Annotated in this window: 11 protein-coding genes; 8 read left to right on the top strand and 3 right to left on the bottom strand. The window is 53.0% G+C overall.

The genetic code is table 11. The features are described from left to right. Window positions 1-1416 (top strand): LamG domain-containing protein (locus HYS22_00705; GenBank protein ID MBI1908677.1); only part of this gene is annotated, 1416 nt, incomplete at its 5' end. Between the two features lie 122 nt (window positions 1417-1538). On the opposite strand, the gene HYS22_00700 is transcribed toward HYS22_00705, so the two are convergent. Then, a complete protein-coding gene (locus HYS22_00700) occupies window positions 1539-3674 on the bottom strand; it encodes a hypothetical protein (GenBank protein ID MBI1908676.1) in 2136 nt (711 codons plus the stop codon). Window positions 3675-3907: 233 nt separating this feature from the next. On the opposite strand from HYS22_00700, the gene nusA reads away from it, so the two are divergent. The 7 genes from nusA (at window position 3908) to pnp (ending at window position 12157) form a co-directional block, all read left to right on the top strand. Further along, complete coding sequence (gene nusA / locus HYS22_00695; protein ID MBI1908675.1) at window positions 3908-5299, top strand: transcription termination/antitermination protein NusA; 1392 nt, start codon at window positions 3908-3910, stop codon at window positions 5297-5299. Window positions 5300-5307: 8 nt separating this feature from the next. Beyond that, window positions 5308-7584, top strand: coding sequence for a translation initiation factor IF-2 (gene infB, locus HYS22_00690; protein ID MBI1908674.1), 2277 nt, complete (start codon window positions 5308-5310; stop codon window positions 7582-7584). A gap of 14 nt (window positions 7585-7598) precedes the next feature. Further along, the gene (locus HYS22_00685) at window positions 7599-7943 is read left to right on the top strand and encodes a ribosome-binding factor A (GenBank protein ID MBI1908673.1); all 345 of its coding nucleotides are present in this window, start codon (window positions 7599-7601) and stop codon (window positions 7941-7943) included. Then, a complete protein-coding gene (locus HYS22_00680; protein ID MBI1908672.1) occupies window positions 7933-8898 on the top strand; it encodes a bifunctional oligoribonuclease/PAP phosphatase NrnA in 966 nt (321 codons plus the stop codon). Before HYS22_00685 ends, HYS22_00680 begins: the two co-directional genes overlap by 11 nt. 4 nt (window positions 8899-8902) lie before the next feature. Beyond that, window positions 8903-9616 carry a tRNA pseudouridine(55) synthase TruB gene (gene truB / locus HYS22_00675; GenBank protein MBI1908671.1) on the top strand — a complete coding sequence of 238 codons (714 nt, stop codon included), beginning with the start codon at window positions 8903-8905 and terminating at the stop codon, window positions 9614-9616. Then, window positions 9613-9882, top strand: a complete 270-nt coding sequence (gene rpsO / locus HYS22_00670; GenBank protein MBI1908670.1) for a 30S ribosomal protein S15 — start codon at window positions 9613-9615, stop codon at window positions 9880-9882. The genes truB and rpsO overlap by 4 nt, the downstream gene beginning before the upstream one ends. Window positions 9883-9952: 70 nt before the next feature. After that, entirely contained in the window at window positions 9953-12157 is a 2205-nt protein-coding gene (gene pnp, locus HYS22_00665; protein MBI1908669.1) for a polyribonucleotide nucleotidyltransferase, read from the top strand. On the opposite strand, the gene HYS22_00660 is transcribed toward pnp, so the two are convergent. Both HYS22_00660 and HYS22_00655 read right to left on the bottom strand, forming a co-directional pair. After that, window positions 12154-12858 carry a dephospho-CoA kinase gene (locus HYS22_00660; protein ID MBI1908668.1) on the bottom strand — a complete coding sequence of 235 codons (705 nt, stop codon included), beginning with the start codon at window positions 12856-12858 and terminating at the stop codon, window positions 12154-12156. The two genes, pnp and HYS22_00660, sit on opposite strands and share 4 nt — an antisense overlap. A gap of 62 nt (window positions 12859-12920) precedes the next feature. Beyond that, a complete protein-coding gene (locus HYS22_00655; GenBank protein MBI1908667.1) occupies window positions 12921-14357 on the bottom strand; it encodes an HD domain-containing protein in 1437 nt (478 codons plus the stop codon). Between the last annotated feature and the right edge of the window lie 2 nt (window positions 14358-14359).

The raw sequence follows: 14359 nt of genomic DNA, 5'->3' as shown, positions 1-14359 counted from the left end.
TTGGGTTACACCTACGATGGGAAGATGGTCAGGATTTATTGGAACGGGGTGCTGATTTCTGAGGAGGAGAAGGGTTGGAATACCGTTCCAGGGATGGCGGAGATCGGTCGGAGGGTTGGGGCCAATTCTTTCAAGGGGGCGATCGACGAGGTATCGGTTTATAACAAGGCGTTGACGGAAGACGAAATCCGTAGAGACTGTCGTCGCAACGACCCAACCGGCACGACATGTCCCGACCCCAAATCCCCGATTATTCTGATGCCAACCCTTAACCTCCCACTGCCCCCCACAAAGGCACTCTTTGCGTGGCGAAGTGAAAAAGATCCGGTTGGGAAATTGATGTATCCGGATTTGAATTATGATGTGAGGTTTGATAGGGATGACAATAATAATGGGATTTTTACAGATGCTAATTTCGATCGCATGAATATGGAACCTCTTAGCGAGCCTAAGAAAAATTCTTTAGGTTCGTGGTACTATGTAGAAGAACGAAACCCAGCTGTTATTACAACAAGCCGAGGTTACCGCCTCCGTATCTGTCCCTCCGGAACCGGTTGCGCTATCTCCAATGACACCGATCCTCAGCGGGCCACCCGCACCTTTTCCACGCTCGGTTCCGGTTCTGCCTCTTGGTGGTCTTTTGATGAGGCCTCGGGGGCTGCTGTTGATTCGATCGGTACAATTAATGGGCAGTTAGTGAATGAACTTGGCAGGACAACCGGTATTAACGGGTCAGCCCTTTCGTTGGATGATTGGAACGACTACGTGAACCTCAGCGATGCGCCTGATCTAAGATTCGATAATGGTTCCTCTTTTATGATTGAGGGCTGGGTCAGGCGTAATTCCATCGACTCATCCACCGACGAGACCATTTTTTCCAAGATGGATATGACATACCCGTCGGGTACAGGTTACTATTTTGCTATTCATTCAGGGGGTAATATTGGTAATGACAGGGTTCCCGATACGTTAGATTTTATTATGAGACAGCAGAATAGCAACACCCAACTTATGATCGAGGTCGGGACGGAGGCGACGATAGCGGACACCAACTGGCACCACGTGGCGGTGAGTTATACCGGTTCAGTTTTGGTGAAAGCCTCCAGTATCAGGCTTTATATGGATGGACAACCGCAAAGGGTGATTACGTTTAAGGATGATACTCTGGGGTCTGTGAATACTCTTGCTGAGGCGAGAATCGGGGCTTCCCGGAGGTGGTGTGATTACCGGTTCGAGGATTGCTCCGGAGTTGCCACATCGTATGATAATGTCTTTAACGGGCTTATTGACGAGGTGATGGTGGTTCAGGATGATCTAAACCCAAGCAATCTAAGCCCGGCGGTCATTTGTAATAGTTACCTGACCACCTGTCTTGCGGCCGGCCTTTCGTGTGATTTTTCCTGTGTCCCCCAATAGTTTTCTCACCCTCTCCCTGACCCTCCCCCATCAAGGGGGAGGGGAAAAGTGAGGTTCCTCTCCCCTGGTGGGAGAGGACTAAGGAGAGGGGGAGACAGGACATGGTGAGCAGGGTCGAACCATCAATCGGCTGTCGTCGCGTACTTCAAATCCCCATTCGTCGCATCGTAATAAGAGATATGTAGTCTGTCATTCAAATCAATCGCAATGTCACAGTAGTTCCCGACATCCCCGGTTGAATCCAGGGTCATGGTCACCCAAGAACCGGTCAGGTTCGTGGCGTGTTTGAGGTCTTTGTTGGTGGAGTCGTAGTAGACAATATGAACGAACCCCTTCGAATCGGCACGCCCTTTACTCCAACCGTTATTAACAGTAGTATCAACCATTTCTGTTGACCATCCAGTTCCCTTGTTTGTTGCTAACTTCAAAGATCCTCCTGTGGCCACAAAGGCAATGTAAATAGAGTTTACTGAACTGACAAAGAGCCCCCCCCCCCCTGCGTTTGAAGAAACTAATTCCGATTGCCATGAACCCGAACTATTTGAGGCGTGGTAAAGACCGTCAGAGAACCCACTGATATGAATCTTGTTGTTATTATCGAGAGCCAGGGAATTAAACTGACCAAAAAGACCACCGTTATCTAGTATTATTTGAGAATTCCAATTTCCTGATGCGCCCGTAACATATTTTATACGGTTTGAGGCATTGTGACTAATATGAACGGTTCCACTCGCATCAACAGCAATCGAAGGAAATACCCCCCCCGCCTCATCAACGCCACCGACCTTAACTGTTTCTGGGACCCAGGAACCGCTCTTGTTGGTGGCATACTTTAAGGTACTGTTGGTCGTGTCCCGATAGGCGATATGGAGCTTGCCGTTGGAATCAATAGCGATGGATGTGCCGGCGCCGACATCTCCGGTGGTGTCAACGGGATTTCCACTCAGTTGGCCATTATTATCGAGATAACTGTAAAGTAAATCACCTGCATTAACTCTGTACAAAGATATAAATGGAGACCCTGAGCTGTTGACCACTATTGAAGTGTATTGACCAATACTGTCTCCAGCAGATGAAGTCAAAATCCTCAACACCTCAATCTCATCCGAGAGGGTTTGGATGTTGTTCGCCTTGTCTTTGAGATGGACATAAAGGGTCTTTTTGCCTTTCATCGGAGAAGAAAGGGTGGTGTTCTGGGATTGGGTGAGTGAACTGGTTGAAGTCACCGCAACCCAGGAACTGGAAGAGACGGAGGGAGGGGTAGCATCGGTGGAGAAGAGATACGCAATGATTCCCGTATTGTCTGTTACCGTGACACTTTCGGAAACATCCGCATCAGACTCCAGCGTTAGTTTATTCCCACCATCAATCAAGAGTGTCCCTTGAGGAGGGGTGGTATCCAGGGTGATGGTCGCACTGGAACTACTCCTTCTTCCATCAGAGTCCTTGAGGTGCAGGTAAACAGTTTTTAATCCATCAGTAGCCGAGAGGGTGTAGGAGAGAGTCTTGGAGAAGCCGGAGGTGCTCGCGACCCCCTCTCCTTTTATCCTCCCCCACAAGGGGGGAGGAGATTCAGAAGGATTCTTTTTTATCCCCTCTCCCTTGATGGGAGAGGGTGAGGGAGAGGGTGAATAACTCGCACTCACCCACCCCCCCGCATTCACCCCCGGCGCATTCTTATCCTCCGAGACCAAATACCCCGTAATTGACCCCTCACTCAACCCCGAAAGCACCAAACTGACCTCTCTGGTGCTGGTATAGGTAGCCCCGCTATTAATGGTAATCGCCCCGGTAATCCCCCCCGGAGGGGACTGAACCGTAATCGAAGCGGTTATCTCGTCCGAGATATTCCCCTGGGCATCCTTCAACCAGGCATAGATAATATGATTCCCCACCGCCGGAGAGAGATTAAAAGAACTCTCCACCGTGACAGGGTTGGCCGGATCGACACTGATCCATAAGGAAGAATCCAGAGTGGGAACCTCGGAAGATTCAGAGAGAATATAGGCGGTAATGTTGTCTTTCTCCGAAGAGCCGGTCAGCGTGGCGGTGACGGTCAACCCCTCCGTCTCCGTCGCCCCGCCGTTCAAGACCAACTCCCCCGTCACGTCTGATGAAGAACCGCAGGAGGTGGCGAGGAGGAAGAGAAAAAGGATCACCCTCCCCTTCATCCCCTCCCATCGAGGGAGGGGAAATTTTCTACCCTCTCCCCTGGTGGGAGAGGGTGAGGGAGAGGGGGATAATGACCGAACCATCATCCCCCCCAATTAACCCAAATTATCCTGGATTTCTATCAAAAAGCGCCTGCCTCGACGCAAGGCGGGCCTGCCCACCGGCCGTTTGGCGGGAGGGGGAAATGGTAGAAATTTTTTAGAAATTTCCACTTGCCAACCTCCTTAAAAGAGCTATAGTCCCCCCACATTTTTGGTTTGGTAACCAGAAGTGGGCAAAGGATGGCCCACTTTTTTATTTTGTAAGGAGGAATCTTAAGATGTTTCAAGATCTGACGAAGGTGATGGAGCAGGTTTCCAAGGACAAGGGGATCCCCAAGGCAACCCTGATCGAGGCGATCGAGTCGGCGATGCTGACGGCGGCCCGGAAGAAGTACGGGCAGGTTCGGGAAATAGAGGCCCGTTATAATGAGGAAACGGCAGAGGTTGAGATCTTCCAGTTCCGGACGGTTGTCGAAGAGGTCAAAAACGAATTGACTGAGATCACCATGGGAGAGGCGCATAAACTCGATCCGGAGGCCCAAGTTGGGGATTCCATCGGTGAAAAACTGGACAACAAGTTTCTGGGCCGCATTGCCGCGCAGACGGCCAAACAGGTGATCATTCAGAAAATTCGGGATGCGGAACGGGACATTGTCTATAATGAATACAAGGATCGTGTCGGTGAATTGATCACCGGCATTGTCCGCCGGGTGGAGAAGGGGAATCTGATCGTTGACCTTGGCCGGACCGAGGCGATTGTTCCGGTCAAGGAACAGGTGCGGAGCGAAAATTTCAAGCCGAATGACAGAATCCAGGTCTATTTTCTAGCGATCGACCGCTCTTCACGCGGCCCGCAGGTGATCCTTTCCCGTCGATCTAACGGCCTCTTGATGAAACTTTTTGAGATGGAGGTCCCTGAGATTGCCGAGAAGATTGTTGAGATCAAAAAGGCGGCGAGGGAACCGGGGGCCCGTTCCAAGATCGCGGTTTATTCCAAGGACCATGACGTCGATCCGGTCGGGGCCTGTGTTGGGATGAAGGGATCCCGGGTTCAGAGTGTGGTCCAGGAGCTCCGGGGCGAAAAGATCGACATCGTTTCCTGGGATCCGGACTCGGCAAAGTTCGTCTGTAATGCGATTGCCCCTGCCGAGGTGAGCCGGGTGATTGTCCGGGAAAAGGATCGTTGCATGGAGGTGGTTGTGCCGGATGATCAACTGTCGCTCGCGATCGGCAAAAAGGGACAAAATGTCCGGCTGGCGGCCGAGTTGGTCGGCTGGAATATTGATATCTACAGCGAGACTAAGTTGGATGAGATGGCCAAGCGGGCCAAGAGAATTCTGGTCAAGGGGTTGGGTGTGGATGAGGGGGTTTCGACGATCCTCTATTCGCAGGCGTTTCGGACACCGGAGCAGATTGCGAACTCAACTTTTGAAGAGTTGGAACGAATCCCCGGTTTTTCAAAAAATCGGCTTGAAGAGATCCAGAAGGCAGCCAAAGAATATGTTGAAAAGAAAAAACAGGGGTTGATTGTTGAGGAGGAAGAAGAGCCAGCCCCGGTTCCGGTAATACCGGTTCCGGTAACACCGGCTCCGGCAGAGGCGGCCCCTTTGCCTGAGGCCGGTGAAGGGACAGCTCCCTTGACAAGTCAGGAGGGAGAGGAGAAAGTTTAAAAGGAAAAATGGAAACAAAAGAAGTTCTCAACGAAAAGCGGGTCAAATCGACCGTCATCCGGCGCCGGGTGACGGTGGTCGAGGTGCCGGCGGCTCCCCCGCCTGCGGAGACAAAAACTGTCGCTCCGGACAAAGAGACTTCTGCCAAGGGTGGTTCACCCAAGGGTGATTCACCCGAGCCTTCCAAGGCGGAGGCGGTTTCATCGCCAGCCAAAGAGGGGCAGAAAGGGGCCTCTCCCTTACTCAAACCGTTGGTTGGACCAGCCCTCGTCGAAGAGAAAGCCAAGATCAAGAAAGTAGCCCGGAAGAAAACCAAGGCCGAACTGGATATGGAGATGATCGAAAGATCCGGGGGCTTAAAAAAGCTGGCCCTTGTGGCCGATCCGGAGATTGTTGCCCCTACAGAGACGTTGGATGCCAAAATTGAACCGGAAAAATTAGAACGGGTCTTTCAACCAACGCGCAGTTCCAAAAAGAAAAAGATTTTAGCCAGAAAGAGTTTTAAAAAAACAGAAATCACCACCCCCAGAGCGACCAAGCGGGTCATCCGTGTCGAGGGGAATGTCACCGTCAGTGAACTGGCCAAAAGGATGAGCATCAAACTGGGAGACCTGATCCGAAAACTGATGGACCTTGGCGTCATGACAACGGCAAACCAGGTCATTGATCATGAAACCGCCCTCCTGGTGGCGCATGATTACGGTTATGATGTGGAAAACGTCGCCTTTGCGGAGGAATCACTCCTGCAAACGACCGAAGAGGCCTCGCTGAACAAGATTCCCAGGCCGCCGGTGGTGACTGTGATGGGGCATGTCGATCATGGCAAAACGACTCTTCTGGATTCCATCCGAAAAACTCAAGTGGCGGAAGGGGAGGCTGGTGGGATTACTCAACATATCGGGGCTTATCAGGTTCAAACGCCCAAAGGTCTTGTTACGTTTCTGGACACGCCCGGTCATGAGGCCTTTACCTCGATGAGGGCCCGCGGTGCCAAGGTGACCGACATTGTTGTCCTGGTCGTTGCCGCTGATGACGGGGTAATGCCTCAGACGGTAGAAGCGATCAACCATGCTAAGGCGGCCAATGTTCCTATCCTTGTCGCGGTTAACAAAATCGACAAGCCGGAGGCGAATCTGGACAAAGTTCGCCGGGGTCTGATGGAACAGGCTCTTGTCCCTGAAGATTGGGGGGGGGATACCATTTATGTTAGTGTTTCGGCAAAGAAGGGGACCGGGATCGATCAACTTCTGGAGATGATCCTCTTGCAAGCGGAGGTTTTGGAATTGAAGGCGGACCCCCAACAGTTGGCGAAGGGTTCCATCGTGGAAGCCCTCCTGGACAAAGGTCGTGGTCCTGTGGCGACCGTTTTGGTTCAGGAAGGGACCTTGAAGGTGGGTGACCCGCTAGTTGCCGGGTTTACCTATGGCAAGGTCCGTGCCCTGATCAATCACCTGGGGCAGAATATTCAGGAGGCTGGTCCCTCGGTTCCGGTGAAGGTTTTGGGGCTGAGCGATGTTCCAAGGGCGGGAGACACATTCCACAGTCTTACTTCCGAAGATCATGCCCGTGAAATTGCCAGCCATCGCCAGATGAAAGATCGGGAACTCAAGATGACACCGGTCGCCCGGGCGAGCCTTGAGGACCTCTTCGGTGAGGTGGAGAAGAGCGGCTCAGCGGAACTGAAGGTGATCATCAAGTCGGATGTTCAGGGTTCTGCGGAGGCCCTGAAAGAAGCGGTGACAAAACTTTCCACCGACAAGGTGAGGCTGACGGTCATTCACAGTGCGGTCGGCGGGATCACCGAATCGGATGTCTCGCTGGCCCAGGCCTCCAAGGCGGTTATCATCGGATTTGGTGTCCGTCCGGATAACATGGCGAGAGAGATGGCTGAAAATGAGGCGATTGAGATCAAGACCTACTCCATTATTTATGAGGTGGTTGAGGATGTGAAGAAGGCGATGGCTGGGCTTCTCGCCCCGACTTTCAAGGAGATCTACCTCGGTCGGGCCGAGGTTCGACAAACCTTTACCGTCTCCAAGGTGGGGACCATTGCCGGCTGTTCCGTGGTGGATGGCAAGATTTCGCGCAATGCCGAGGTTCGCCTTTTGAGAGACGGACAGGTGATCACCAAGGGGAAGATCGGTTCTCTCAAGCGGTTCAAGGATGACGCCCGTGAGGTAACGCAAGGGTTGGAGTGTGGCATCGGTATTGAAAACTATAATGACATCAAGGTTGGCGACGTCATCGAAGCGGTTGTGATGGAGAAGGTCGCCGCGGTATTGTAGGGGCCTTGCAAACCATGCCGACACCCCACAGGACAGAACGTCTGGCGGATCTTCTGAAGCAAGAGACAATGCTCTTTTTTCTGACCGAATGGGAGGATGATCGTCTGGAAGGGATGACAATCACCCAGGCCCGCCTGACTAAAGACTTGAGGATTCTCCGGCTTTATTATGTTGTCCGGGACGCCGCGGACAAGGAAGAAGTGGAGCTGGGGCTCTCCGAGGTGCGTTCCTCCTTGAGAAAGGTGCTTGCCGGCAGGGTGTCGCTTCGCTTTGTGCCGGAGATCGAGTTTTTTTATGATGAAACCGATGATCTGAGGGAGAAGACGGAAAAGCTATTCTCGAAAATCCATGAGTTTTAAAAAAGTCATTACCGCCATCAGGCAGGGCCAGTCCTTTATTGTGACCTCTCATCTGAATCCTGACGGGGACGCGTTGGGCTCGATGCTCGCTTTGGGAGCAGGCCTTGCGGCTCTTGGCAAAAAGGTCAAGATTTACAGCCGGGACGGGGTTCCCAAAAACCTCGCCTTTCTCCCCGGGAGCGGGGCTGTCTCCAAGGAGCTGACCCTTGACGAACCGTTTGATGCCGGTTTCCTGGTCGATTGCGCGGAAAGAAAAAGGGCCGGGGAATTTTATGAAAAGAGTCACGGTATCCGGAGGTTCATCGTGGTGGATCACCACATCAAGAGTGGAAAGAGCGGCGACATCAATCTTATCGATCCCAAAGCCCCCTCGACGGGGGAACTGGTCTATCGTCTCCTGAAGAAACTGAAGGTTTCCATCACGCCAGAGATTGCTATTCCGATCTACTGCACCCTGATTACCGACACCGGGAATTTCTGCTATTCGAATACCAATCACAAGGTTTTGAGGACCGCCTCTGAACTGGTCCGGTTGGGGGCTGAGCCCTGGTTCATCGCCAAAAATGTTTATGAAAGCTACAGCGTAGCCCGTTATCATGCCTTGGGCAAGGTCCTTCAGACTATGGAATTTTCGCCGGATGGACGGATTGCTTGGGCTACGGTGAGTCAGGCCCTGTTGAAGGAGACCGGGGCGGCGCTTGATGATATTGACGGGTTCATCAACTTCCTTCGGTCGATTCGAACGGTAGAGGTGGCGATCCAGTTCAGGGAGGATTCACCCCAAACGTACAAGGTGAGCCTCCGCTCCAAGGATTTTGTTGATGTTGCCTCCATTGCGGCCCGGTTTGAGGGGGGTGGTCATATCCGGGCCTCCGGATGCACCGTGCCTGGTTCTCTTGCCGAGGTGAAGTCGAAAATTCTTGGTGCCGTTCAGGAAGCACTCAAAAAAATATAACATCATGAATGGGTTCTTAATCATTGATAAACCGTCGGGTTGGACTTCGCATGACGTGGTCGCGAAGATCCGTCATCTTCTTTCCCTCAAAAAAGTGGGGCATGCCGGGACGCTCGATCCGTTTGCCACGGGGGTGTTGCCCCTTTGTCTGGGGACGGCGACAAAAAGGGTTTCGGAGATTACGGAAGGGGAGAAGGAGTACCGGGGCGTTTTGAGATTGGGTTTGGAGACGGAGACGGGGGATATTACCGGAAAGGTTATGAAGAATTTTTCCCCTCCGGAAATACTGTTTCAAACCGACATTGAATCTGTGTTGGATCAATTTCGGGGAGAGATTGAACAGGAAACCCCGCGGTATAGTGCCGTCAAATACAAGGGGCGTCCTTTACACGAGTGGGCCCGGAAGGGGATAGAGACCCCCGTGATAAAGAGGGTGGTTAAGGTTTCTGAATTGAAACTGGAGTCTCTTGAAGGGAACGACCTGACTTTTTTCGTAAAATGCTCGAAGGGGACCTACATTCGCTCCCTGTTGCCGGATATCGCCAAGGCCTTAGGGACCTGTGGGACGGTTGTTGCCCTCCGCCGCCTCCGGGTGGGACCGTTTACCCTAAAGGATGCGGTTACTCTGGAACAATTGAACACCCACCGGGTGAAACGCCCATCGGGTGAAACACCCCTTTACAACCGATTTTTCTTTTGCTACGGTTCCCCCCGATGACACAATTGAATGAACAGAAGAAGCAGGTGATTGGCAAGTTTGCGACCCACAAGGGGGATACCGGTTCGCCAGAAGTGCAGATTGCCTTGTTGACCCAGCGGATTAATAACCTCACAGAACACTTTAAGAGTTATATTAAAGATCACCAATCAAGAAGGGGTCTTTTGAAGCTTGTTGGGCAAAGAAGGCGTCTTATTAACTATCTCAGGACAAAAAGCGTAGATCGCTATAGAAAGGTGACGGCGGAACTCGGTTTGCGGAAATAAAGAGGGCTCGCCTCGCTTTCGTTCCGACGAATTAACTCTCCCTCGCTGGAGTCAACCCCGTCAAAATAAAATGTCCAAACAACTCTCCGCCTCCGTTGGGGGCAAAACAGTCGTTATTGAAACCGGGAAACTCGCCAAACAGGCGGGTGGCTCTGTTACGGTCCGGTGTGGTGATACCATTGTCTTGGTGACCGCTTGTGTAAAGGGGGAGCCGAAGCTGGGGGCCGATTTTCTCCCGTTGACGGTGGATTACATCGAGAAGACGTTTGCCGCCGGCAAGATCCCGGGCGGGTTCTTCAAAAGGGAAGGCCGGCCTTCTGAGCTCGCAACGCTGACCAGCCGGTTCATTGACAGGCCGGTCCGGCCGCTCTTTCCCGAGGGGTATTGTCACGAAACACAGGTGATTGCGACGGTGCTTTCGGCCGATCAAGAAAATGAGTCGGATATTCTGGCCATTACCGGGGCCTCGACCGCCCTGATGCTCTCGGAAGCCCCATTTCTAGGGCCGATTGCCGGTGTCCGTATCGGGCAATCCGAGGGGCAGTTTGTGGTGAACCCAAATCCGGAACAGATGGAGAAGAGTACCATTGACCTGATTGTTGTCGGGAGCCGGAAGGCGATCGTCATGGTGGAGGGGTGGGCCGCAGAACTCCCAGAGGCCGAAGTGATTGGGGCGATCATGTTTGGTCATCGTGCCATTCAGCCGCTCCTCGATATTCAGGAAGAATTAGCGAAGCAATTTTCAAAGACCAAGTTAGTGGTGACTCCACCAGAAGTGGATGCGGATCTTGTCAAGCAGGTCCATCAGAAGGCCTCAGCCTCGCTTCGTGCGGCGTTTGCCATCGGGGAGAAACAGAAGAGGAACGAGACCCTCGGCAAGGTGAAGGAAGAGACCCTTGCCGCCCTGGTCACTGAAGAAGAAAAAGAGACCAAGCCTCCCCTGGTGGCGAAGGCGCTGGAGGATCTGGAATACGAAATCCTCCGGGGGACCGTTTTGAAAACAAAGAAGAGGATTGACGGCCGGGCGTACGACGAGATCCGTTCAATCACTTGTGAGACAGGGATCCTGCCGCGGGCGCATGGATCGGCCCTTTTTACGCGGGGGGAGACGCAGGCCCTCGTGACGACAACGCTTGGTTCCGGTGATGACGAGCAGATCATCGATGCCCTCAAGGGGGAGTGGACCAAGAAGTTCATGCTCCATTACAATTTCCCTCCTTTCTCCGTGGGGGAGACCAAGCCTCTCCGAAGCCCGGGACGGCGTGAAATTGGTCACGGAGCGCTTGCGGAACGGGCCTTGAGAGGGATGATCCCGGAAGAGGCGAAATTCCCTTACACGATTCGGATCGTCTCGGAAATTCTTGAATCCAACGGTTCCTCCTCCATGGCAACGGTTTGCGGGGGGGCCTTGTCACTCATGGATGCTGGTGTCCCGATCAAGGAACCGGTGGCCGGTATTGCGATGGGGCTGGTGAAGGAAGGGGACGAGGTGGCAATCCTCTCCGATATCCTCGGGGATGAGGATCATCTGGGTGACATGGATTTCAAGGTAACCGGGACAAAAAACGGGGTGACCGCCCTGCAGATGGATATCAAGATCGCAGGACTGGATGAGAAACTCCTGACCAAGGCACTCGAACAGGCCCGACAGGGGAGGCTTTTTATTTTGGGCAAGATGATGGAGGCCCTTTCGGCGCCAAGACCGGATCTCTCACCCTATGCCCCCCGCATTACCACGGTGATGATTGACAAGGAAATGATTGGTGCGCTGATTGGTCCGGGAGGAAAGAATATCCGCGGCATCATTGAGGAAACGGGTGCCCAGATTGAGGTTGAGGATGATGGGGCCGTCAAGATTTTTTCCAGTGACGGTCAAGCGATGGAAAAGGCGGTGGAGAAGGTCCGCGCCTGTACCGCGGTGGCGGAACTGGGGAAAATCTATAATGGCAAGGTGGTGAAGATCGCCGACTTCGGTGCCTTTGTGAACATCCTGCCAAATACCGATGGTCTCTGCCATATTTCGGAACTGGACTACAAGCGGGTGAACAGTGTGACCGATGTTGTCAAGGAGGGGGATACTGTTGATGTAAAAGTGATCCGTATCGAGCCGAGCGGCAAGGTCGCCCTTTCTCTGCGTCAGACCAGACAGCCTCCCGAAGGTTGGACCCCTCCGCCCGAAAGGGAAGAGCGTCCCCGACGCAGCTTTGGAGATCGCGGGCGTGGTGATGGCCGGCGCGGCGGTTTTGGTGACAGGCCCCAGCGCGGAAGGCACTAAAAATTTTCGATAATTTTTTCGACCTGTCGGTAGGTTTCTTTAAGTGTTCCGGAATTATCAATTACAAAATCGGCCTGTCTGGCCTTCTCCAGACTGGAGAGTTGGGATAAAATCCTCTGCCAGGCCTCGGTTTCTCCCATTTTATCCCGCTTCATCAGCCGCTTGAGTTGTACGGTGGGGTTAATAGTGACAACGATGTTTTTGGCCATCTCCCGGTTCAGACCAGATTCAAAAAGAAGTGCCGCATCGATCACGACCATTTTTGACTTTCTCTTTTTTTGGATCTCTCCTTGAAGGGATTTAAAGATTTCAGGGTGGGTGATCGCCTCCAGGATCCTTTTCTTGGCGGGGTCGCCAAAAATCATGCCCCCCAGCTTTTTCCGATCAATTTCCCCGTTTTTTTGAAGGATCCCCTCACCGAAGACAGCAAGGGTTTTTCGATAAGCCTCTTTTCCCTTCTTGATGACGGCATGGGCGAGCAGGTCGGCATCAATCACCGGGATCTTTTTCCTTTTGAGGTAACCGGTGATGGTGGACTTGCCGCTGGCGATCCCGCCGGTCAACCCTATCAACAGTTGCTTCTTGTCCTTATTTCCCTCTCCCTTTGGGGAGAGGGTTGGGGTGAGGGGGAGGCCGAGATCCTTGGAAAGTCTTTTGTGGAGATCCGCAATCTCTGGATTTTCACACGCCTGTTTTTCCATCGTCTTCCAAACGGTGTTGACAAAATCCTCCCGTGTAAACTGTTTTCGATTTCTCTTCTTTTTCATAAAAGTTGTGTCTGGATAATCTCGATCAGCTGCTCTTTGCTGTTTTTTTCAGGGTTGTCCAAGACAATTTCTACGAGTGCCTTCTGAATGTTGCCGATTTGGGGTCCTTCAGGGATGCCGAGGGAGATGATATCATGGCCGGTAATGGCCAAATCCCTGGGGCCGAGGGGTGGTTTTTTGCTGACCTCATCGGCGATCCTCTTTCTCAGTTTGAGGACTCCCTTGATCCCTTCCGGGTATTTGCCGCCGCGGTTATCGGCGAGTCTCAGATCGACCAGTTTGAAGATGAGATCCGCCCCGACCTTGCTGATGAAGCGGCGGATGGAGCGATCGGTAAAGTAGGATTTGGTCTGGAACATATGGTTTTCAACGAGGCTCGCGATCCGGCCGGGATCAACTCCCAGGATGGAAATCTTCATCCGTTGCATCCATTTCTGGGCCATCTTGCGGCCGACCGTCTGGTGGCCATAAAAGGCGATCCGCTCCTTTTCAGGGATATAACGCTTGGTCCTTGGTTTGCCGATGTCATGAAAGAGGGCGGAAAACATCAGTTCCAGGTCGCCGCTTGTCGGGATGGCATTGTCCTTGCGGGAGGCATCCAAAACCCGCAGGGTGTGTTCGAAGACGTCATCATTGCGAAACTTGTTCCCCTGCTCCACACCGACGCATTCCTGCAATTCCGGAAAAACCTCTTTCAGGAGGCCCACCTGGAGCATCAGCTTGAAACCCAGGGAGGGCTTTTCGGCGAGGAACAGTTTGCGGACCTCTTCCACGATCCTTTCGGCGGAAACAGTCCTGATGAGCGGGGCCGCTTGGGTCATCGCTTTTTCTGTTTCAGGCGTCAGCTCCAGGTGGAACCGGGCGGCAAACTGGATCCCCCGGAGCAAACGGAGGGGGTCTTCTTCAAAGGCCCGGGGGGCGACTATTCTCAGTTTTTTTTCTTCCAGATCCTTCTGACCACCGAAAGGATCAATCCTCTGTCCGGTCTGGAGATCGCAGGCCATCGCGTTAATCGTGAAGTCGCGTCTTTCCAAATCTTTTTCCACCGGCAGGTTCGGGTCAAAATCGACCAGAAAATCACGATGTCCCTGTCCTGTGGAAACCTCTTTGCGGGGGAGGGCCAGATCATAGCATTCGTCCGTTCCCCTCGGCGTAAACTTGAGGACGCCAAAGGAGCGGCCGACGGTGATCACGCTTCCGTGTCTTTGCAAAAGAGAGGTGAGCTCGGCCATCGGCAGGCGGGTGACGAGAAGGTCCTTGTCTTTGGGTGAACCACCCAAGGGTGAATCACCCTCGGGTGAACCACCCTTGACGAGACGACCGAGCAATGCATCGCGAACCGTTCCACCGACTTCGTAGACCTTGGCCCCCTTCCGGACTAGTTCATCGAAGAAGGAGGGAAGTGGTACTATCTTTGCCGCCGGCTGGGACATGG

It is taken from the genome of Deltaproteobacteria bacterium, from assembly GCA_016177765.1.
GTDB lineage: Bacteria > UBA10199 > UBA10199 > JACPAL01 > JACOUP01 > JACOUP01.
The sequence above is the reverse complement of the archived record's forward strand: the minus strand, read 5'-3'. Positions and strand labels throughout refer to the sequence as shown.

What these genes read in the sequence shown, in the direction of transcription:
- HYS22_00685 (MBI1908673.1), top strand. Translation starts at nt 7,599, where the DNA reads ATGCCGACACCCCACAGGACAGAACGTCTGGCGGATCTTCTGAAGCAA.
- rpsO (MBI1908670.1), top strand. Translation starts at nt 9,613, where the DNA reads ATGACACAATTGAATGAACAGAAGAAGCAGGTGATTGGCAAGTTTGCG.
- HYS22_00680 (MBI1908672.1), top strand. Translation starts at nt 7,933, where the DNA reads ATGAGTTTTAAAAAAGTCATTACCGCCATCAGGCAGGGCCAGTCCTTT.
- nusA (MBI1908675.1), top strand. Translation starts at nt 3,908, where the DNA reads ATGTTTCAAGATCTGACGAAGGTGATGGAGCAGGTTTCCAAGGACAAG.
- truB (MBI1908671.1), top strand. Translation starts at nt 8,903, where the DNA reads ATGAATGGGTTCTTAATCATTGATAAACCGTCGGGTTGGACTTCGCAT.
- pnp (MBI1908669.1), top strand. Translation starts at nt 9,953, where the DNA reads ATGTCCAAACAACTCTCCGCCTCCGTTGGGGGCAAAACAGTCGTTATT.
- HYS22_00700 (MBI1908676.1), bottom strand. Translation starts at nt 3,674, where the DNA reads ATGATGGTTCGGTCATTATCCCCCTCTCCCTCACCCTCTCCCACCAGG.
- infB (MBI1908674.1), top strand. Translation starts at nt 5,308, where the DNA reads ATGGAAACAAAAGAAGTTCTCAACGAAAAGCGGGTCAAATCGACCGTC.
- HYS22_00655 (MBI1908667.1), bottom strand. Translation starts at nt 14,357, where the DNA reads ATGTCCCAGCCGGCGGCAAAGATAGTACCACTTCCCTCCTTCTTCGAT.
- HYS22_00660 (MBI1908668.1), bottom strand. Translation starts at nt 12,858, where the DNA reads ATGGAAAAACAGGCGTGTGAAAATCCAGAGATTGCGGATCTCCACAAA.